This window comes from Hydrogenophaga sp., assembly GCF_050182545.1.
Lineage (GTDB): Bacteria > Pseudomonadota > Gammaproteobacteria > Burkholderiales > Burkholderiaceae_C > Hydrogenophaga.
In genome coordinates, this window is the sequence record NZ_JBFXCD010000001.1 from 83,089 (window position 1) to 102,925 (window position 19,837).

The following is a 19,837-nucleotide window of genomic DNA, read 5'->3' on the forward strand; positions in this document are numbered from 1 at the left end:
CGGGTGCACCCACGCGGCCTGGACGGCCCGGTCCAGCTAGTTCTGCGCGGGGCCGCGCGGGGTCTTGGGCAGCTCGTCGCGCAGGAAAAGGCGCGAGACGGTGTTCGCGGTGGCCGCGCGCGCGGCCATGTCGCCGGTGTGCAGTTCGGCCAGCGTGCCGTGCAGCATCTTCTGTGTCAGGCCACGCGAAAGCGCCTCCAGCACGGCCTCGACCGGTTCGCCCCGGGCGAGCAGGCGGCGCGCGCGCGCGAGTTCGATGGTGCGCCAGGCGTCGGCCTGGGCGTTGATCTGCTGGATCAGCGGCACCACGCCGTGGGCCGGGTCGCGCTGCTCCATCCAGTGCATGAAGCTGAGCACGCCCGCGTCGATGATGGCCTCGGCCTGTGCCACGGCGGCCTGGCGGTGGTCCTTGCCGGCCTGCACCACCGTGGCGAGGTCATCCACGGTGTACAGGTACACATCGGGCAGGCCCTTGACTTCGGCCTCGATGTCGCGCGGCACGGCCAGATCGACCATGAACATGGGGCGGTGGCGGCGTTTTTTCAGCGCGCGTTCGACGGCGCCCAGTCCGATGATAGGCAGGGTGCTGGCGGTGCAGCTGACCACGGCATCGAATTCGTGCAGGCGATCGGGCACCTCGGCCAGACGCATCACCTGGGCACCCAGGCGGCTGGCGAGTTTTTCACCGCGCTCCAGCGTGCGGTTGGCAATCGCCATGCTCTTGGGGTTGCGTGCCGCGAAGTGCGTGGCGGCCAGTTCGATCATCTCGCCCGCGCCCACGAACAGCACCTGGATGTCGCGCAGGTCCTCGAACAGCTGCGAGGCCAGGCGCACCGCGGCGGCGGTCATGCTGATCGAATGCGCGCCAATCTCGGTCGAACTGCGCACCTCCTTCGCCACGGCAAAGGAGCGCTGGAACAACTGGTGCAGCGTGGTGCCCAGGGCACCGGCGTCGCTGGCGGCGCGCACGGCGTCCTTCATCTGGCCAAGGATCTGTGCTTCGCCCAGCACCATGCTGTCCAGGCCGCTGGCCACCCGAAACGCATGGCGCGCGGCCTGGTCGTCGCGCAACACATAGGCATGGTCGCGCAGCACGTGGCTGCTCACACCGCCGGTGCGGGCCAGCCACTCCAGCGTCGGGTCGACCGCCGACTGGTCACCCGCGCCATAGAGCTCGGTGCGGTTGCAGGTGGACAGCAGAGTCGCTTCCGGTTGTCGCGCCAGGCTTTGCCGGTAGCCGTCGAGTGTGGGCTGGATCTGATCGAGCGCAAACGCAAAACGGCCCCGCAGATCGAGCGGAGCCGTGTTGTGGTTGATGCCGAGGGCCCAGACAGACATGCACGTGATTATAAAATTGAACCCTTATGCACGCCGCCGCCCACTCCGAATGACGCCCTGGGCCTTTCTGGTGCACATCGCCAGCTTCATGGCGCCGGCCTTGTTTGTGGCTGGGCTCCTCTGGACAGTGCCCCGCCTGCGCCGTGCCGGCCGCGCGCGCCGAGGCGCCCGGCTGGAGGCCTTCATGCTGGTCGTGGCCGGTGTGGCGGTCTTGCTGGGCGGGCTGGTGTTCTTCGGTCGCGACGGCAAGATCGCGACCTATGCCGCGCTGGTGTTCGTGCAGGGCACGCTGGCCTGGTGGCTGCACCGGCGCTGAGCGCGCCCTGCGTCAGCGCCCGGGCGGAAACAGGTCGACCCGGTCGGTGATGATGCCGTCCAGTCCGAAGCCCAGCAGCCGCTGGGCGGCCCATTCGTCGTTGACCGTGTAGGCCAGCGTGCGCAGCCCGGCACCCCGGGCCTGGGCCACGGTCGTCGCGTCCCACAGGGCGTGATTGCACACCACGGCCGCGCAGTCCAGCGATCGCGCGGTGTCCAGCCAGCCGTTCCACAGTGTGTCGAGCAGCAGCCCACGCGGCAGGTGTGGAGCGGTTTCGAGTGCACCGGCCAGGGCATCGGGCTGGAACGAGGTCAGCAAGGGCGCGCGTGCAGCGTCCGCTTGCCAGAGGCGGGCCGCCGCGCTGGCCACCGCGCGGCCGGTGTCCAGCTCGGCCCCGGGAGTCGGCTTGATCTCGATATTGAGCCAGTGGCCCTGCGCCTGGCAGTGGCAGGCCACCGCCTCCAGCGTGGCCAGGGGTTCACCGGCATACGCGCGCGAATGCCAGCTTCCGGCGTCGAGCTGGCTCAGGGCACTCCAGGCGAGATGCCCCGCCACGCCGGTTCCGTTCGTGGTGCGCTCCAGTGTGGTGTCGTGCAGCAGGAACACCACGCCGTCAGCGCTGAGCTTGGCGTCGCATTCGTACATGCGGTAGCCGTGGGCGGCGCCCAGGCGGAAGGCGGCGAGGGTGTTCTCCGGGGCCAGACGACCGGCGCCCCGGTGCGCAACCCAGCGCGGATAGGGCCACGGCGCCCCCGGTTGCGTCATGGTCCGATCCGCTGCCCGGTCTGCGCGTCGAACCAGTGGACGCGGTCTTCGCGCGGCTTCGCGTGGACGGTGCTGCCGATGGCGGGAGAGCCCTGGTCTTCGTGCGTGCGGATGATGAGCGTCTCGTCGCCCAGGCGCGCATGCACGAGGCGTTCACCGCCGAGCAGTTCCACGGTCTCCACCTGGAGCGCCCAGCCGCTGTCGCCCAGATCGATGTGCTCGGGACGGATGCCGAGCAGGCTGCCCGCCCGCCCGCCCGGCGCGTTCCTGAGCAGGTTCATGGGCGGCGAGCCGATGAAGCTGGCGACGAAGGTGGTGGCCGGGCGCGAGTACACCTCTTCGGGCGTGCCGAACTGCTCCATGCGGCCGGCGTTCATCACGATCATGCGTTGCGCCAGCGTCATGGCCTCGACCTGGTCGTGTGTGACGAACAGCGAAGTGATGCCCAGTTCGCGGTGCAGTTTCTGGATCTCCAGTCGGGTCTGGGCGCGCAGCTTGGCGTCCAGGTTGGACAACGGCTCATCGAACAGGAACACCTGCGGCTGGCGCACGATGGCGCGGCCCATGGCGACGCGCTGGCGCTGCCCACCGGAGAGTTCGCGCGGCTTGCGCGTGAGCAGGTGACCCAGCTCCAGGATGGCCGCAGCCTTGTCCACTCTCTGTTTGATCTCTTCCAGCGGCACCTTCTTGATCTTCAACCCGTAGGCCATGTTGTCGAACACGGTCATGTGCGGGTAGAGCGCGTAGTTCTGGAACACCATGGCGATGTCCCGCTCGGCCGGCTCGAGTTCGTTGACCACCCGGTTCCCGATGGAGATGTCGCCACCGCTGATTTCCTCCAGCCCGGCGACCATGCGCAGCAGGGTGGATTTGCCGCAGCCCGAGGGCCCCACGATGACGATGAATTCGCGGTCGGCGATCTCGGCGTTGACGCCATGGATGACCTGCAGCTCGGTCTTGCCGGTGCGGTACCGCTTGACCACGTCCTTGAGTTGGATGGATGCCATGTTGTTGTGGGTTCTCGTTACTTTTCGGTGTCCACCAGGCCCTTGACGAACCAGCGCTGCATGAGGATGACCACCAGCGCGGGCGGGATCATGGCCAGCACGGCGGTGGCCATGACGATGTTCCAGTCGGTCGCGGCGTCTCCGCCACTGATCATGCGCTTGATGCCGATCACCACCGGGTACATGGTTTCCTCCGTGGTCACCAGCAGCGGCCACAGGTACTGGTTCCAGCCATAGATGAACTGGATCACGAACAGGGCCGCGATGCTGGTGGTGGACAGGGGCACCAGCACGTCCTTGAAGAAACGCATTGGCCCGGCGCCGTCCATGCGCGCGGCCTCCACCAGTTCGTCTGGCACGGTCAGGAAGAACTGCCGGAACAGGAAGGTTGCTGTGGCCGAGGCGATCAGCGGCACCGTGAGACCCGCGTAGGTGTTGAGCATGCCCAGGTTGGCCACCACCGCGTAAGTGGGTCCGATGCGCACTTCCACCGGCAGCATCAGCGTGACGAAGATGGCCCAGAAGAAGAACATGCGGAACGGGAACCGGAAGTACACGATGGCGAAAGCCGACAGAAGTGAAATCGCGATCTTGCCGATGGCGATAACCAGGGCCGTGATCAGGCTGACCATCATCATGCGGCCGACCGGCGCATTCGAAGCCGCACCCATGCCGGTGCCCTGCAGGGCGGCGATGTAGTTCTCGATCAGGTGGCTGCCCGGCCACAGCGACATGGGCGCCTGCAGGATCTCGGATGCGGTCTGCGTGGAGGCGACGAAGGTCACGTACAGGGGAAAGGCGATGACGAACACGCCCAGGATGAGGACGGTGTGCGAGAGCACGCGCAGCCAGCGATTGCGCTCAACCATTCAGCGACTCCCCGCCCGCGCGTGGCGTTGTGGTGGCCGGATCGGCGAGACGTGGCAAATGATGGGCATCAGTACTGCACCTTCTTTTCGACGAAACGGAACTGGATGATCGTCAATGCGATGACGATCACCATCAGCACCACGGACTGCGCGGCCGAACCGCCCAGGTCCAGCGCCTTGAAACCGTCGTAGTACACCTTGTAGACCAGGATGGCGGTGTCGCGCCCCGGCCCGCCCTCGGTGGCGGCGTCCACGATGGCGAAGGTATCGAAGAAGGCATACACCACATTGATCACGAACAGGAAGAAGGTGGTGGGCGACAGCAGCGGGAACTGGATCGACCAGAAGCGCCGCCAGGGTTTGGCACCGTCGATGGCGGCGGCTTCGATCAGCGACTTCGGGATGCTCTGCAGACCGGCCAGGAAAAACAGGAAGTTGTAGGAAATCTGCTTCCAGACGGCCGCGATCACGATCAGCGCCATGGCGTGGTCGCTGTCGAGCAGGTGATTCCACTCGAAGCCCAGACCGCGCAGGGCATAGGAAACGATGCCGATGGACGGCGCGAACATGAACAGCCACAGCACGCCGGCCACAGCCGGTGCCACGGCATAGGGCCAGATCAGCAAGGTGCGATAGACCAGCGTGGCCTTGACGACGCGGTCGGCAAAGACCGCCAGCAGCAGCGAGATGCCGATCCCCAGGCCCGCCACCAGCACCGAGAAGATGGCGGTGATCTTGAACGAGGCGAGATAGGTCGGGTCGTCCAGCAGATTGGCGAAATTCTGCAGACCCACCCACTCAGTGGACAGGCCGAACGCGTCGGACTGCTGAAACGATTGCAGCAGCGCCTGCGCGGCCGGCCAGAAGAAAAAGATGGCGATCACCGCCACCTGGGGGGCCAGCAGCACCCACGGCAGCCAGGTCGAGCGGAAGACGACGCGTTTTTCAGAAGCCACGGTGTTTGAATCAGAAAACCCCCGCCCGGATCACCGGACGGGGGAGGCGAGAGGATAACGGAGGGCCGCGAGGCCCGACCGGATCGTGCTCAGTTGGCTTTCTGGAAACGTTCCAGCTGTTCGTTGCCCCGGCTCACGATGGCGTCCAGCGCTTCCTTGGCCGACTTCTTGCCTGCCCAGACCTGTTCGAGCTCTTCGTCCTCGATGGCGCGGATCTGGACAAAGTTGCCCAGGCGGATGCCGCGCGATTTGTCCGTCGTCTTGCGGATCATCTGGTTGACGGCCACGTCGGTGCCGGGGTTCTGCTTGTAGAAGCCGGACTTTTCGGTCAGTTCGAACGACGCCAGCGTGATCGGCAGGTAGCCCGTGCGCTGGTGGCTCTTGGCCTGGATCTCCGCGTTGGTGAGGTAGTTGAAGAACGCGGCCACGCCCTTGTACTCAGCGGGCTTCTTGCCACCCATGACCCAGAGCGACGCGCCACCGATCACCGTGTTCTGCGGCGCGCCAGCCACGTCCGGGTAGTAGGGCAGGGGAGCGATGCCGAAGTCGAACTTGGCGTTCTTCTTGATGTTGGCGTAGGACGATGACGACGCCGTCTGCATCGCGCACTCGCCCGAGTAGAACGGGGCATCGCCCTTGTTGCCCCGGCCGCGGTAGACGAACAGGCCCTGCTTGGCCATGTTGGCCAGGTTTTCGATGTGGCGCACGTGCAGCGGGCTGTTGACCGTCAGGCGCGAACTGGTGCCGCCAAAGCCGTTGTTCTTGCTGGCGAACTCGGTGTTGTGCCAGGTGGAGAAGCTCTCGAGCTGGGTCCAGCCCTGCCAGCTGGTGGTGAAGGGGCAGCTCACGCCCGAGGCCTTGAGTTTTGCGGCGGCCAGCACCAGTTCAGGCCAGGTCTTGGGCGGCTGGTTGGGATCCAGGCCGGCCTTCTTGAACGCATCCTTGTTGTAGTTCAGGATGGTGGTGGAGCTGTTCAGCGGAAAGCTCAGCATCTGGCCGTTGGGGGCGGTGTAATAACCCACCACGGCCGGGATGTAGGCCTTGGGGTCGAACTTGTAGCCCGCGTCCGCCAGCACCTTGCCCACCGGCACGACCGCGCCCTTGGCCGCCATCATGGTGGCGGTGCCGACTTCGTATACCTGCAGGATGTGCGGCGCATTGCCGGCGCGAAACGCGGCCACGGCGGCCGGCATGGTCTCGTCGTAGGTGCCCTTGTAGGTCGGCACGATCTTGTAGTCCTTCTGGCTGGCGTTGAAGCCGTTGGCCAGATCCAGCACCCAGTCGTTCAGGCCACCGGTCATGGAATGCCACCACTGGATTTCGGTCTGGGCATGGGCCGGACCGCTCATGGCGGCGGCGAGCGCCAGGGCGCTGGTCAGGGGAATGAAATGCTTGCGCATGGATGCTCCTTGGATGGGTAACGGTAGCCCGGTAGGGTATGGTCTTTTTGTGACGAAACGATTGCACCGACGTTTCCCGGGCGTGACAACAGGGGTTTCCATGAGGGGCGAGGGTGTATGTTGCGCTGCGGTACCATCTTGGGTTCATTACTGTCATGCTGGCGACTGCCACACACATGAACGCTCCCACGCCGCTCTCGCTGCTCGCTACTCCCACCGACGATGCGCCGCGTCTGCGCGAGATTCCCTACAACTACACCTCCTTTTCAGACCGCGAGATCGTGCTGCGCCTGCTCGGAGAGCGTGCCTGGCGCTTGCTGGACGAGCTCAGGGGCGAGCGCCGCACCGGCCGTTCGGCGCGCATGCTTTACGAGGTGCTGGGCGACATCTGGGTGGTGCAGCGAAACCCCTATCTGCAGGACGACCTGCTCGACAGCCCCAAACGCCGCCAGCAACTGGTGGACGCCCTGCACCACCGCCTGGGTGAGGTGCAGAAACGCCGCACGCCGAACGACGACGCGGCGCGCGACGAACTGGTTGCGGAGTTGCTCACCGCGGCACGGGCGGCGGTGGATCGCTTTTCGCGCGGGTTCGAGGACATGGCCGCGCTGCGCCAGCGTGCCACCAAGGTGCTGCGCAAACTCACCGCCAAGGACAACATCAAGTTCGACGGACTCTCGCGCGTTTCGCACGTGACCGACGCAACCGACTGGCGCGTCGAATACCCCTTCGTGGTTCTCACGCCCGATACCGAGGCGGAGATGGCCCGACTGGTCAAGGGCTGCTTCGAACTCGGGTTGACGATCATTCCGCGCGGCGGTGGCACCGGCTACACCGGTGGCGCCATTCCGTTGACGTGGAAGAGCGCGGTCATCAACACCGAGAAGCTCGAAGCCATGACCGAGGTGGAGTGGGTCAAGGTGCCGGGCCACGAGCAGCCGCTGCCCACGGTCTGGACCGAGGCCGGGGTGGTCACGCAGCGCGTGGCCGATGCGGCCGAGCGCGCAGGCCATGTGTTTGCGGTCGACCCCACCTCCGCCGAGGCCTCGTGCATAGGCGGCAACATCGCCATGAATGCGGGCGGCAAGAAGGCCGTGCTCTGGGGCACCGCGCTGGACAACCTGGTGTCGTGGCGCATGGTCACGCCGCAGGCGCAGTGGCTGGAGGTCACGCGGCTGGACCACAACCTGGGCAAGATCCACGACGCCGACGTGGCGACCTTCGAATTGAACTACTTCGAGGCCGACGGCACGACGCCGGTGCGCACCGAACAGCTCGCCATTCCCGGCAAGACGTTTCGCAAGGAAGGGCTGGGCAAGGACGTCACCGACAAGTTCCTCAGCGGCCTGCCGGGCATCCAGAAGGAGGGTTGTGACGGCCTGATCACGAGCGCGCGCTGGGTGGTGCACCGCATGCCGCAGCACGTGCGCACGGTGTGCCTGGAGTTCTTCGGCAACCCCAAGGACTGCGTGCCCTCCATTGTCGACATCAAGGACTTCATGTTCGGCGAGATGAAGCGCCCGGGTGGTGCCATCCTGGCCGGTCTGGAGCACCTGGACGACCGCTACCTCAAGGCGGTCGGATACGCCACCAAGAGCAAGCGCGCCACGCTGCCCAAGATGGTGCTGGTCGGGGACATCGTGGGTGACGATGCCGACGCCGTGGCGCGCGCCACCAGCGAGGTGATCCGCCTGGCCAACTCGCGCAGCGGCGAAGGCTTTGTCGCCATCAGCGCCGAAGCGCGCAAGAAGTTCTGGCTGGACCGCAAGCGCACGGCCGCCATCAGCAAGCACACCAACGCCTTCAAGATCAACGAAGACGTGGTGATTCCGCTGCCACGCATGGGCGAGTACACCGAGGGCATCGAACGCATCAACATCGAGCTCTCGTTGCGCAACAAGATCAAGCTGTGCGAGGCGCTGGAAACCTTCTTCACCCGGGGCAACCTGCCTCTGGGCAAGACCGACGATGCCAGCGATATCCCCAGCGCCGAACTGCTGGAGGACCGCGTGCAGCAGGCATTGGCCCTGGTGCGCGAGGTGCGCGCGCAGTGGGCTGGCTGGCTGCGCGACGTGGACACGCTGTTTCCGCAGCTGCAGGACCACCGCCTGCGTGCCAGCTGGAAGACCCAGCTGCGTGCGCCGCTGCAGAACATTTTTACCGGCGCGGCCTTCGCGCCACTGCTGGCTGAATGCAATGCCATCCACCAGAAGGTGCTCAAGGGACGGGTGTGGGTAGCCCTGCACATGCACGCCGGCGATGGCAACGTGCACACCAACATCCCGGTCAACAGCGACGACTACGAGATGCTGCAGGGTGCCCATGCAGCCGTGGCGCGCATCATGGTGCTGGCCCGCAGCCTCAATGGCGTAATCTCTGGCGAGCACGGCATCGGCATCACCAAGCTGGAGTTCCTGACCGACGAGGAGCTGCGGCCGTTCGCCGAGTACAAGGGCCGCGTCGACCCCGAAGGCCGCTTCAACAAGGGCAAGCTGCTGCGCGACTTCGGCGCAACCGCCCTGGCACAGGACACCAGCCTGCGCAGTGCAGATCTCTCCAACGCCTACACGCCCAGCTTCGGTCTCATGGGGCACGAGTCGCTGATCATGCAGCGCAGCGACATCGGCGCCATTGCCGACAGCGTCAAGGACTGCCTGCGCTGCGGCAAGTGCAAGCCCGTGTGCGCCACGCACGTGCCGCGCGCCAACCTGCTCTATTCCCCGCGCAACAAGATCCTGGCCACCTCGTTGCTGATTGAAGCCTTCCTGTACGAGGAACAGACGCGCCGCGGCATCAGCATCCGGCATTGGGAAGAGTTCGAAGACGTGGCCGACCATTGCACGGTCTGCCACAAATGCCTCTCGCCCTGCCCGGTGAAGATCGACTTTGGCGACGTCACGATGAACATGCGCAACCTGTTGCGCAAGATGGGCCAGAAGAGCTTCCGGCCCGGCAACGCCGCCGCCATGTTCTTTCTCAATGCCACCAACCCCGAGACGATCAAATTCGTGCGCGGCGCCATGGTGGGCGCGGGATTCAAGGCCCAGCGCCTGGCGAACGACCTGCTCAAGCGCGTCGCGCGCAAGCAGACCAGCGCGCCACCGGCCACGCTGGGGCCCGCTCCCGTCAAGGAGCAGGTGATCCACTTCATCAACAAGAAGATGCCCGGTGGCCTGCCCAAGAAGACTGCGCGCGCGCTGCTCGACATCGAGGACAAGGACTACGTGCCCATCATCCGCAACCCGGCGGCTACCACGGCCGAGACCGAGGCGGTGTTCTATTTTCCGGGCTGTGGTTCCGAGCGCCTGTTCAGCCAGGTGGGCCTGGCCACGCAGGCCATGCTGTGGCATGCCGGTGTGCAGACCGTGCTGCCGCCGGGTTACCTGTGCTGCGGCTACCCGCAGCGCGGTAGCGGCCAGTTCGACAAGGCGGAGAAGATGATCACCGACAACCGGGTGCTCTTCCACCGTGTGGCCAACACACTGAACTACCTGGACATCAAGACCGTGGTGGTCAGCTGCGGCACCTGCTATGACCAGCTCCAGGGCTACGAGTTCGAGCAGATCTTCCCCGGCTGCCGCATCATCGACATCCACGAATACCTGCTGGAAAAGGGCATCACCCTCCCGGCCGGGCAGGGCGGTTACCTGTACCACGACCCCTGCCACACGCCGATGAAACTGCAGGACCCGATGAAGACCGTCAAGGCGCTGGTGGGTGAGAACGTGCTGGAGAGCAAGCGCTGCTGTGGCGAATCGGGCACGCTGGGCGTGACCCGGCCCGACATCTCCACCCAAGTCCGCTTCCGCAAGGAAGAAGAGATCCAGAAAGGCGAGGCCGCGCTGCGCGCCGCTGGCACCGTGGGTGAGCAGGACAACGTGAAGATCCTCACCTCGTGCCCCAGCTGCCTGCAGGGCCTGAGCCGCTACGGCGACGACCTCAAGTCGGGCCTGCTGGAGGCCGATTACATTGTGGTGGAGATGGCGCGCCAGATCCTGGGTGAGCAGTGGCTGCCCGAGTACGTGGCCAGGGCCAACCAGGGCGGCATTGAACGCGTCCTGGTCTGACGCCCGCACCCCGAACGGAGACACCTCTCATGGCTGGACTCGACAGGAACACCCCGACCCCGCAGTCGATCACGCTGCACCAGCAGTCGCGACTGCTCGAAATCGGCTTCTCAGACGGCAGCGAATACCGCATTCCGTTCGAGTTGATGAGGGTGTACTCCCCCTCGGCCGAGGTGCAGGGCCATGGCCCGGGGCAGGAAGTGCTGCAGACCGGCAAGCGCGAGGTGGACATCGTTGCGCTTGAGCCTGTGGGCAACTACGCGGTGCAACCCACGTTCTCCGATGGCCACAGCTCAGGCATCTACTCGTGGGACTACCTTCATTTCCTGGGCTCGAAGCAGGCCGATCTCTGGGCTGACTATTTCTCGCGCCTGCAGGCCGCCGGAGTGGACCGGGATGTGCCCATGCCAGAAAAGGGTGGCCACGCCTGCGGCAGCCACTGACAAAGGACCACTCAGCGATGGCTTCCACCCATTTCGGATTCAAGACGGTCGACGAGGGCGAGAAGGCGCAGCGAGTGCGTGGCGTGTTCGACTCCGTCGCTCCCAAGTACGACGTGATGAACGACCTCATGTCGGCCGGCCTGCACCGCTTGTGGAAGCGCTACACGATCACCGTGGCCAACCCCCAGGCGGGTGACCAGGTGCTCGACATCGCCGGCGGCACCGGCGACCTCTCGCTCGCCTTCGCGCGCAAGGTCGGCGCCACCGGGCGGGTGGTGCACACCGACATCAACGAGGCCATGCTGCGCGAAGGCCGCGCTCGCCTGCTCGACCTGGGCGTGGTACTGCCGACCATGGTCTGCGATGCCGAGCAGCTTCCGTTTGCCAGCGATTCGTTCGACATCGTGTCAGTGGCTTTCGGCCTGCGCAACATGACGCACAAGGAACTTGCCCTGAGCGAGATGTATCGCACGCTCAAACCCGGTGGGAAGCTGCTGGTGCTGGAGTTTTCCCGGGTGGCGAAACCGCTCGAGAAGGCTTATGACTGGTACTCGTTCAACGTGCTGCCCAAACTGGGCGGGCTGGTGGCGGGCGACGAGGCCAGTTACCGGTACCTCGCCGAGTCCATCCGCATGCACCCTGGGCAGGAGGAGCTCAGGCAGATGATGAAGGGCGCTGGCTTTGGCCATGTGGATGTGCACAACCTCAGCGCCGGGGTGGTGGCCTTGCACGTGGGCATCAAGTGCTGAGTGACATTGGAAATCCGGTTTCTGCAATCTTGAAGGAGACGATGAAATGAACAAGTTGTGGTCGGTGGTGCTGGTCTGCGCGATGGCGCTGGGCTCGCAGGACCTCTGGGCCAAGCGCCTGGGTGGCGGGCTGTCCTTCGGCAAGCAGTCGGGCAACGTGACGCAGCAACGCAGCGGCGCCGCACCCGCACAGCAGGCCACGCCCCAGCAGGCGCCGGCGCAGAATGCCGCCGCCCGTCCAGCCACGGCCAGTCCGGCCGCGGCTGCGCCCAAGCGGCCGTGGGGTGCGATGCTGGGTGGCCTGGCCGCCGGCCTGGGCCTGGCGTGGCTGGCCTCCGCCCTGGGTTTTGGCGAAGCCTTTGCGCAGTTCCTGCTGTTCGCGCTGCTCGCGATGGTGATCATGGCCGTCATCGGCATGGTCATGCGCCGGCGCGCCCAGCCCGCCAACCTGGCCTACCAGGGCGCGGGGCACTCGCAGTTCGACCCCGCCACGCCGCGCACCTACCAGCCGCACAACGTCGGCAACGACGCATCCGCCCGGCCCTGGGAGCGCAGTGGCCCGGCTGGTCTGGAGGCCGCCCATCGCCCGCCATCTCCCGCGAGTGGGTCCATGATCGGCTCGGCCCTGCAGGGCAGCCAGTCCTGGGGTGTGCCCGCGGACTTCGACGTCGAGGGGTTCCTCAAGGCGTCCAAGGCCAACTTCACCAGCCTGCAGGATGCCTGGGACCGCTCCGACATTCCCGCCCTGCGCGCCATGATGACCGACGACATGCTCGAGCAGATCCGTGGCCAGCTCGCCGAGCGCGAGCAGGCCGCGTCCGGCAGCGCGAACAAGACCGAGGTCGTGATGCTGGAAGCCCAGTTGCTCGGCATCGAGGAGCAGGAGGACGAGTACATGGCCAGCGTGGAGTTCTCCGGCTTGATCCGTGAGGACGCCTCGGCCGGCCCCAACCCGTTCCGCGAGGTCTGGAACATCACCCGGCCCCGCAGTGGATCGGGCGGCTGGCTGGTGGCGGGCGTACAGGCCCTGCAGTAAGCGCTCAGCCCGGCCGTTGCGCCGGGCTTTATCCGTCAAAATCGGGTGGTCATGAAAAATGCACCACCCGATTCTTCTTCCAGGCCCGATGCCGCAGCCGCGGCCCCCCTGAACTTCCTGCAATCGCTGCTGGGGGCGATCCGCCCACCCGCGTGGGTGGTCGACGAGTTGCAGAACCGTGTGGTGCTGTTCCTCAACCATGTGCTGATGCAGGAAAAGGCCGCCCAGGACAGGCTGCGCCGCCAGAAGGGCAAGCCCGTGCGAATCCAGTGGGGTGATTTCCACCTCACGCTTGCGCCGACCGCCGCCGGCTTGCTGGAGCGCTGCGCCCCCGAGGCCCGGCCCGAACTCAGCGTCACCCTTACCCAGACCTCTCCTCTCGCGCTGGCGCAGGACGTGCTGGCCGGGCAGAAGCCTGGTGTGGACATCCAGGGCGACGTGCAGCTCGCCGCCGAGGTGGCCTGGCTGGTGGACAACGTGCGCTGGGATGTGGAGGAGGACCTTTCCCGCGTGGTGGGGGACGCCACGGCCCACACGCTGTCGCGGTTTGCCCGCGCGGCGGCCCAGGCGGTGAAGGCCTTTGTGGAGCGTTTGCCCAAGGGGCGCTCCCCCCGCGCACCCAGCGCCGACGCATTGACCGACCCGCCGGCCACGACACCGCCTTCGCCCGGATCCGCCGCATGAGCCGGCTCTTTCGCGGCGCCTACATCGTATGGGTGGTGTTGCGCTACGGCTTGGATGAGCTGGTGCTCTCCAGCTTCGAGCGCCCGGCGATTCGCCTGCTCACGCGCATCGTCTCCATCGGTCGCAACCTCGACGCGCCGCGCGGCGCGCGCCTGCGCGAGGCGCTCGAACGCCTTGGCCCGATATTCGTGAAGTTCGGCCAGGTGCTCTCCACCCGGCGCGACCTGCTGCCGCCCGACATCGCCGACGAGCTAGCCCGCCTGCAGGACCGCGTGCCCCCGTTCCCCAGCGAGGTGGCGGTGGCCAGCATTGAGCGTGCCTTCGGCAAGCCGCTGTCCGAGGTGTTCACCCACTTCGAGCAGGTGCCCGTGGCCAGCGCGTCCATCGCCCAGGTGCACTTCGCCACCCTGCGCGACGGCCGGCACGGTGGGCGTGAGGTGGCGGTGAAGGTGCTTCGGCCCCACATGCTGTCCGTCATCGAGAAGGACCTGAGCCTGATGCGCATGATGGCGGGCTGGGTGGACCGCCTGTCGGCCGATGGCAAGCGGCTCAAGCCGCGCGAGGTGGTTGCCGAGTTCGACAAGTACCTGCACGACGAGCTCGACCTGCTGCGTGAGGCCGCCAACGCCGCCCAGCTGCGGCGCAACATGCAGGGGCTGGATCTGGTGCTGATCCCCGAGATGCTCTGGGACTACTGCCACACCGACGTGATGGTCATGGAGCGCATGCACGGCATCCCCATCAACAAGGTCGACGAATTGCGCGACCTGGGCGTGGACATCCCCCGGCTGGCGCGCGACGGGGTCACGATCTTCTTCACCCAGGTGTTCCGCGACGGCTTCTTCCACGCCGACATGCACCCGGGCAATATCCAGGTGAGCACCGCGCCCGCCACCTTCGGCCGCTACATCTCGCTCGATTTCGGCATCGTGGGCACCCTCACCGAGTTCGACAAGGAGTACCTGGCGCAGAACTTCACCGCCTTCTTCCGGCGCGACTACAAGCGCGTGGCGGAGCTGCACATCGAGTCCGGCTGGGTGCCGGCGAAGACGCGCGTGGACGAACTCGAATCCGCCATCCGCGCTGTGTGCGAACCTTATTTCGACAGGCCATTGAAGGAGATCTCGCTGGGCATGGTGCTCATGCGCCTGTTCCAGACTTCACGCCGCTTCCATGTGGAGATCCAGCCGCAGTTGGTGCTGCTGCAGAAAACCCTGCTCAACATCGAGGGCCTGGGGCGGCAGCTCGACCCGGAACTCGACCTCTGGAGCACGGCCAAGCCATTCCTGGAAAAGTGGATGGTCGAGCAGGTCGGCCCGCAGAAGCTGCTGCAGCAACTCAAGGACGAGGCGCCGCAATACGCCAAGCTCCTGCCCGCGCTGCCGCGTCTGCTGCACGACTACCTGCAGCGCAAGCCGCATGAACTGCGGCGCGAGCTCGACGCCCTGCTGGCCGAGCAGCGCCGCACCAACCGGCTGCTGCAGGGCATCATTTACGGCGGCCTGGGCTTCCTGCTGGGGCTGATCGTGATGCAGGTGCTCCTGCGCGTGCGCCTCTGGTAGGCAGGACATCCGCGCAACACCCCTCAATTTATAATGACGGGTTTTGTTCCGCGCCTTGAGCGAGGACATCCGGAGCCGTCCGGTATCCGATTCGCCCCAAGGCAGTCCCGCCCTTCTTTCAGGTTCACGCCATGCCCATTTATGCCTACAAGTGCGAATCCTGCGGCCATGCCAGGGACGTGCTGCAGAAAATGTCGGACGATCCACTCAGCGTGTGCCCTGCCTGCGGCCAATCCAGCTTCCGCAAGCAGCTGACGGCCGCCGGCTTCCAGCTCAAGGGTTCTGGCTGGTACGTGACCGACTTCCGCGAGGGCAGCAAGCCCGCACCTGCTGCTGCTGCCGATGCGGCTCCGGCGGCGGCGGCCACGCCTGCCAGCGACGGGGCCACCGCGTCCACCGCCGCCCCGGCGGCGGCGCCAGCGGCGTCCGCGCCGGCCAGTCCCCCGAGCGCGTCCACCTGAGCCGTCGTCGATGCCCTCCCTGCGCAAATGGCTGTTCTCGGGCCTGCTGGTCCTGGTGCCCCTGATCATCACCCTGTGGGTGCTGGAATGGGTCGTCAGCACGCTCGACCAGACCTTGCACATCCTGCCGGTGAGCTGGCAGCCCGACCAGATTTTCGGGGTACACATTCCCGGTCTGGGCGTGGTGTTCGCACTGGTGGTGGTGCTTTCGATCGGTGCGCTGGCGTCCAACATCATCGGCAACCGGCTGGTGAACTGGTGGCATGCGCTGTTGCACCGGATCCCGGTCGTGCGCTCCATCTACTCGGGCGTCAAGCAGGTCTCCGACACCTTGTTCTCCGAAAAGGGCAATGCGTTCCGCAAGGCCTTGCTGGTCGAGTGGCCACACGAAGGCATGTGGACCATCGCCTTCCTGACCGGCTCGCCCGCCGGTGATGTGCTGCGGCATTTGCGGGGAATGCCCGGGGCGGGCGAACACGACGAGTTTCTGAGCGTGTACGTGCCCACCACACCCAACCCCACCGGTGGCTATTTCGTGATGCTGCGCAAGAGCGCCTGCGTGGAGCTCCAGATGAGCGTGGACGAAGCGCTCACCTACATCGTATCCATGGGAGTGATTGTGCCGGGTGGCCCGCGCAATCCCCAGTTCCGGGTCGTGACACCACCCGTCACCCCGCCCGCATCCTGATGTCTCCCGCGGGCCCGTCCCGCGAACCTGTTGAAAGAAGAGTTGAAATGGCGATGCGTTCCCACTATTGCGGTCTGGTGACCGAGGCCCAGCTGGGCCAAACCGTGCAGCTCTGCGGCTGGGTCAACCGCCGCCGCGACCATGGCGGCGTGATTTTCATCGACCTGCGCGACCGCGAAGGCTACGTGCAGGTGGTCTGCGACCCCGACCGTGCTGATATGTTCAAGACCGCCGAGGACGTGCGCAACGAATTCTGCGTGCAGGTCACGGGCCTGGTGCGCGCGCGCCCTGCCGGTACCACCAACGACAAGCTCAAGAGCGGCCAGATCGAGGTGTTGTGCCATGAACTCAAGGTGCTCAACGCCTCCGTGACCCCGCCGTTCCAGCTCGACGACGAGAACCTGTCCGAGACCACGCGGCTGACCCACCGCGTGCTCGACCTGCGCCGCCCGTACATGCAGAACAACCTGATGCTGCGCTACCGTGTGGCCATGGAGGTGCGCAAGTTCCTCGATGCCAACGGCTTCATCGACATCGAAACGCCCATGCTCACCAAGAGCACGCCCGAGGGCGCGCGCGACTACCTGGTGCCCAGCCGCGTGCACGACGGCCACTTCTTTGCCCTGCCGCAGTCACCACAGCTGTTCAAGCAGCTGCTGATGGTCGCCGGCTTCGACCGCTACTACCAGATCACCAAGTGCTTCCGCGACGAAGACCTGCGCGCCGACCGCCAGCCCGAGTTCACTCAGATCGATATCGAGACCTCGTTTCTGACCGAGGAAGACATCCGCGACATGTTCCAGGGCATGATCAAGACGGTGTTCCAGAACACCCTGGGCGTGGACCTGGGGGACTTCCCGGTCATGGCCTACAGCGAGGCCATGCAACGGTTCGGCTCCGACAAGCCCGATCTGCGCGTCAAGCTCGAGTTCACAGAACTCACCGATGTGATGGCCGATGTGGACTTCAAGGTGTTCAGCGCCCCGGCCCAGATGGCCAATGGCCGCGTGGTGGCCCTGTGCGTGCGCGGTGGTGGAGACATGAGCCGCAGCGAGATCGACGCCTACACCGAGTTCGTGAAGATCTACGGCGCCAAGGGCCTGGCCTGGATCAAGGTCAATGACGCTGCCCAGGGCCGTGATGGCCTGCAGAGCCCGATCGTGAAGAACCTGCACGACAAGGCGGTGGCCGAGATCCTTGCACGCACCGGCGCGCAAAACGGCGACATCATCTTCTTCGGCGCCGACAAGGCCAAGGTCGTCAACGACGCCATCGGCGCGCTGCGCCTCAAGATCGGCCACAGCGAACTGGGCAGGAAGAACGGCCTGTTCGAGGACCGCTGGGCGCCGATGTGGGTGGTGGACTTCCCCATGTTCGAGCACGACGAGGAAGCCGACCGCTGGACGGCGGTGCACCACCCCTTCACCGCGCCCAAGGACGGGCACGAGGACTGGATGGTCAGTGCGCCCGAGAAGTGCATTGCCAAGGGCTACGACATGGTGCTCAACGGCTGGGAGATTGGCGGCGGCTCGGTGCGCATCCACACGGCCGCCGTGCAGCAGAAGGTGTTCGATGCGCTCAAGATCACGCCCGAGGAGGCGCAGCTCAAGTTCGGCTTCCTGCTGGATGCACTGCAATACGGTGCACCGCCTCATGGTGGCCTGGCCTTCGGCCTCGACCGCATCGTCACGCTCATGACCGGGGCCGAATCAATCCGCGATGTGATCGCCTTCCCCAAGACCCAGCGCGCCCAGTGCCTGCTGACGCAGGCGCCCAGCCCCGTGGACGAGAAACAACTGCGGGAACTGCACATTCGCCTGCGCAATGTGGATCTGGCCAAAACGGCCTGACGAGAGCGAAAAGTCTCCAAGAGGCGCCTGCGGGCGCCTTTTTTCTTTTATCGCAGCGATTTCTTCGGTTATCTGCGAGCAATTCCCGGCAATTTCCCTGGCTTGTTACCATGGACTTTTGAAAGGAGTCCACTCATGCCCAAGACCAGCCAAGACACCCTCGCCGGCAAGGAGAAGCTCATTGCCGATCTCCAGCGCGTCATCGCCGATGCCGAGGAACTGATGCAGGCCACAGCCCACCAGACCGAAGGCAAGGTGGTGGAGCTGCGCGAACGGATCAATGACAACCTGCGCCAGGCCCGCCACAAGCTGGCGGACGCGGAGGACGCCATCAAGGAAAAGACCCGCGAGATGGCGCGTGCCACCGACGACTACGTGCATGAGCATCCGTGGCCGTCCATCGGCGCCGCCGCCGGTGTGGGCCTTGTCATCGGCCTGCTGATTGGCCGTCGCTAAACCCGGGGCCCGATTCATGGCCTCGTCGCAGCGCCTGTCCTCGTCCGTGAAGGGCCTGGCCGCCACCGTGCTCGAGCTGGTTCAGCTGCGCGTCGAGCTGTTCAGCATCGAGGCCCAGGAGGAGGTGCTGCGTGTCGGCGCCCTGCTGGTCTACGGCGCGGTGGCCGTGGCCTTTCTCAGCCTGGGCGTGGTGCTGCTGGCCTTGCTGATCACGGTGGCGCTGTGGGACAGCCACCGCCTGCTCGCGCTGGGTGTGTTCACCGGGCTGTTCCTGCTGATGGGAGCCGTGGCCGCCTGGCTCGCGCGCGAACGTGTGCGCTCCGGCACGAAACTGTTCTCGGCCAGCGTGGACGAGTTGCGGCAGGACCGCGAGGGCCTGCGCTCCACCAGGGGCGCGGAGTGAACCCGCGCGAAGCCGAACTGGCCGGCCGGCGCGAGAGGCTGGTGCGCCGCTCGGGGCAGTTGCGCCGGCAGGTTGTCAGGGAGCTGCAGGACTTGCAGCCCGTGCTGTCATGGGCGGACCGCCTGTACGACGCCTGGCTGTGGTTGCGCGCCCACCCGCTGGTGGCCGTGGCTGGGGGCGTGGGGCTGGCGGCCTCGCGCCCGCGGCGCTGGCTCGGCCTGGGGCTGCGCGCCTGGTCGCTGTGGCAACTCGTGCAGCGGCTGCGTGCCGCCGGCTCGACGGTGTCCCGCAGGTCTCACTGAAGACAGCGTTGCCGTGAAGATTCCGCAGTCGGTGCTGGTGGTGATTCATACCCCGGCGCTGCAGGTGCTGCTGATCGAGCGCGCCGATGCCCCAGGCTTCTGGCAGTCCGTCACGGGTTCCAGGGACAGCGTGGACGAGACTTTTGAGGCTACGGCGGCGCGCGAGGTGAGGGAAGAGACCGGGCTCGATGCACACGCGCCCGGCCATGTGCTGACCGACTGGGGGCTGGAGAATGTGTACGAAATCTACCCCCAGTGGCTGCACCGCTACGCCCCTGGGGTCACGCACAACACCGAGCACCTGTTCGGCCTGTGCATCCCTCGCCCGGTGCCGGTCGCGTTGAGCCTGCGCGAGCACCGTGATCAGGCATGGCTGCCCTGGGCCGAGGCCGCCGAGCGCTGCTTTTCGCCGTCGAATGCCGAGGCCATCTCCTGGCTGCCCCGGTTCGCGCGCCCCGGGGACTGAGAGAGAGAGCTCGCCGCCC

Annotated in this window: 20 protein-coding genes; 14 read left to right on the top strand and 6 right to left on the bottom strand. The window is 66.0% G+C overall.

What is annotated here, in order from left to right; genetic code table 11:
• Positions 1–36: 36 nt before the first annotated feature.
• Positions 37–1,338 carry a glutamyl-tRNA reductase gene (gene hemA, locus AB7P10_RS00440; RefSeq protein ID WP_428291863.1) on the bottom strand — a complete coding sequence of 434 codons (1,302 nt, stop codon included), beginning with the start codon at positions 1,336–1,338 and terminating at the stop codon, positions 37–39.
• Between the two features lie 49 nt (positions 1,339–1,387).
• Here hemA and AB7P10_RS00445 point away from each other — a divergent pair, with 49 nt between their 5' ends.
• Positions 1,388–1,654: a hypothetical protein gene (locus AB7P10_RS00445; protein ID WP_428291864.1), complete on the top strand. Its 267-nt coding sequence runs from the start codon at positions 1,388–1,390 to the stop codon at positions 1,652–1,654.
• Between the two features lie 12 nt (positions 1,655–1,666).
• On the opposite strand, the gene ugpQ is transcribed toward AB7P10_RS00445, so the two are convergent.
• The 5 genes from ugpQ to ugpB all read right to left on the bottom strand — a co-directional run bounded on the left by ugpQ (position 1,667) and on the right by ugpB (position 6,651).
• A complete protein-coding gene (gene ugpQ, locus AB7P10_RS00450) occupies positions 1,667–2,419 on the bottom strand; it encodes a glycerophosphodiester phosphodiesterase (protein ID WP_428291865.1) in 753 nt (250 codons plus the stop codon).
• The gene (locus AB7P10_RS00455; protein ID WP_428291866.1) at positions 2,416–3,426 is read right to left on the bottom strand and encodes a sn-glycerol-3-phosphate import ATP-binding protein UgpC; all 1,011 of its coding nucleotides are present in this window, start codon (positions 3,424–3,426) and stop codon (positions 2,416–2,418) included. The genes ugpQ and AB7P10_RS00455 overlap by 4 nt, the downstream gene beginning before the upstream one ends.
• 17 nt (positions 3,427–3,443) lie before the next feature.
• Positions 3,444–4,295, bottom strand: a complete 852-nt coding sequence (gene ugpE, locus AB7P10_RS00460) for a sn-glycerol-3-phosphate ABC transporter permease UgpE (protein WP_428291867.1) — start codon at positions 4,293–4,295, stop codon at positions 3,444–3,446.
• Between the two features lie 68 nt (positions 4,296–4,363).
• Complete coding sequence (gene ugpA / locus AB7P10_RS00465; RefSeq protein WP_428291868.1) at positions 4,364–5,251, bottom strand: sn-glycerol-3-phosphate ABC transporter permease UgpA; 888 nt, start codon at positions 5,249–5,251, stop codon at positions 4,364–4,366.
• An 89-nt stretch (positions 5,252–5,340) separates the two neighbouring features.
• Positions 5,341–6,651, bottom strand: coding sequence for a sn-glycerol-3-phosphate ABC transporter substrate-binding protein UgpB (gene ugpB / locus AB7P10_RS00470; protein ID WP_428291869.1), 1,311 nt, complete (start codon positions 6,649–6,651; stop codon positions 5,341–5,343).
• Between the two features lie 176 nt (positions 6,652–6,827).
• Here ugpB and AB7P10_RS00475 point away from each other — a divergent pair, with 176 nt between their 5' ends.
• From AB7P10_RS00475 to nudB, 13 genes are all read left to right on the top strand, one after another.
• Positions 6,828–10,718: a DUF3683 domain-containing protein gene (locus AB7P10_RS00475; protein ID WP_428291870.1), complete on the top strand. Its 3,891-nt coding sequence runs from the start codon at positions 6,828–6,830 to the stop codon at positions 10,716–10,718.
• A gap of 29 nt (positions 10,719–10,747) precedes the next feature.
• Entirely contained in the window at positions 10,748–11,161 is a 414-nt protein-coding gene (locus tag AB7P10_RS00480) for a gamma-butyrobetaine hydroxylase-like domain-containing protein (protein WP_428291871.1), read from the top strand.
• A gap of 17 nt (positions 11,162–11,178) precedes the next feature.
• On the top strand, positions 11,179–11,910 hold the full coding sequence (ubiE, locus tag AB7P10_RS00485) for a bifunctional demethylmenaquinone methyltransferase/2-methoxy-6-polyprenyl-1,4-benzoquinol methylase UbiE (protein WP_428291872.1): 732 nt from the start codon (positions 11,179–11,181) through the stop codon (positions 11,908–11,910).
• Between the two features lie 46 nt (positions 11,911–11,956).
• A complete protein-coding gene (locus tag AB7P10_RS00490; protein WP_428291873.1) occupies positions 11,957–12,946 on the top strand; it encodes a Tim44 domain-containing protein in 990 nt (329 codons plus the stop codon).
• A gap of 51 nt (positions 12,947–12,997) precedes the next feature.
• Positions 12,998–13,630, top strand: a complete 633-nt coding sequence (locus tag AB7P10_RS00495) for a hypothetical protein (protein WP_428291874.1) — start codon at positions 12,998–13,000, stop codon at positions 13,628–13,630.
• The gene (ubiB, locus tag AB7P10_RS00500; protein ID WP_428291875.1) at positions 13,627–15,192 is read left to right on the top strand and encodes a ubiquinone biosynthesis regulatory protein kinase UbiB; all 1,566 of its coding nucleotides are present in this window, start codon (positions 13,627–13,629) and stop codon (positions 15,190–15,192) included. The genes AB7P10_RS00495 and ubiB overlap by 4 nt, the downstream gene beginning before the upstream one ends.
• A gap of 131 nt (positions 15,193–15,323) precedes the next feature.
• Complete coding sequence (locus tag AB7P10_RS00505; protein ID WP_428291876.1) at positions 15,324–15,653, top strand: FmdB family zinc ribbon protein; 330 nt, start codon at positions 15,324–15,326, stop codon at positions 15,651–15,653.
• A 10-nt stretch (positions 15,654–15,663) separates the two neighbouring features.
• On the top strand, positions 15,664–16,341 hold the full coding sequence (locus tag AB7P10_RS00510) for a DUF502 domain-containing protein (RefSeq protein WP_428291877.1): 678 nt from the start codon (positions 15,664–15,666) through the stop codon (positions 16,339–16,341).
• 47 nt (positions 16,342–16,388) lie between these two features.
• On the top strand, positions 16,389–18,191 hold the full coding sequence (gene aspS / locus AB7P10_RS00515; RefSeq protein ID WP_428291878.1) for an aspartate--tRNA ligase: 1,803 nt from the start codon (positions 16,389–16,391) through the stop codon (positions 18,189–18,191).
• A 135-nt stretch (positions 18,192–18,326) separates the two neighbouring features.
• Complete coding sequence (locus AB7P10_RS00520; protein ID WP_297655749.1) at positions 18,327–18,647, top strand: DUF883 family protein; 321 nt, start codon at positions 18,327–18,329, stop codon at positions 18,645–18,647.
• Positions 18,648–18,663: 16 nt separating this feature from the next.
• Complete coding sequence (locus tag AB7P10_RS00525) at positions 18,664–19,050, top strand: phage holin family protein (protein WP_428291879.1); 387 nt, start codon at positions 18,664–18,666, stop codon at positions 19,048–19,050.
• On the top strand, positions 19,047–19,352 hold the full coding sequence (locus AB7P10_RS00530) for a YqjK family protein (protein ID WP_428291880.1): 306 nt from the start codon (positions 19,047–19,049) through the stop codon (positions 19,350–19,352). Before AB7P10_RS00525 ends, AB7P10_RS00530 begins: the two co-directional genes overlap by 4 nt.
• Positions 19,353–19,365: 13 nt before the next feature.
• On the top strand, positions 19,366–19,818 hold the full coding sequence (gene nudB / locus AB7P10_RS00535) for a dihydroneopterin triphosphate diphosphatase (RefSeq protein WP_428291881.1): 453 nt from the start codon (positions 19,366–19,368) through the stop codon (positions 19,816–19,818).
• Positions 19,819–19,837 lie beyond the last annotated feature (19 nt).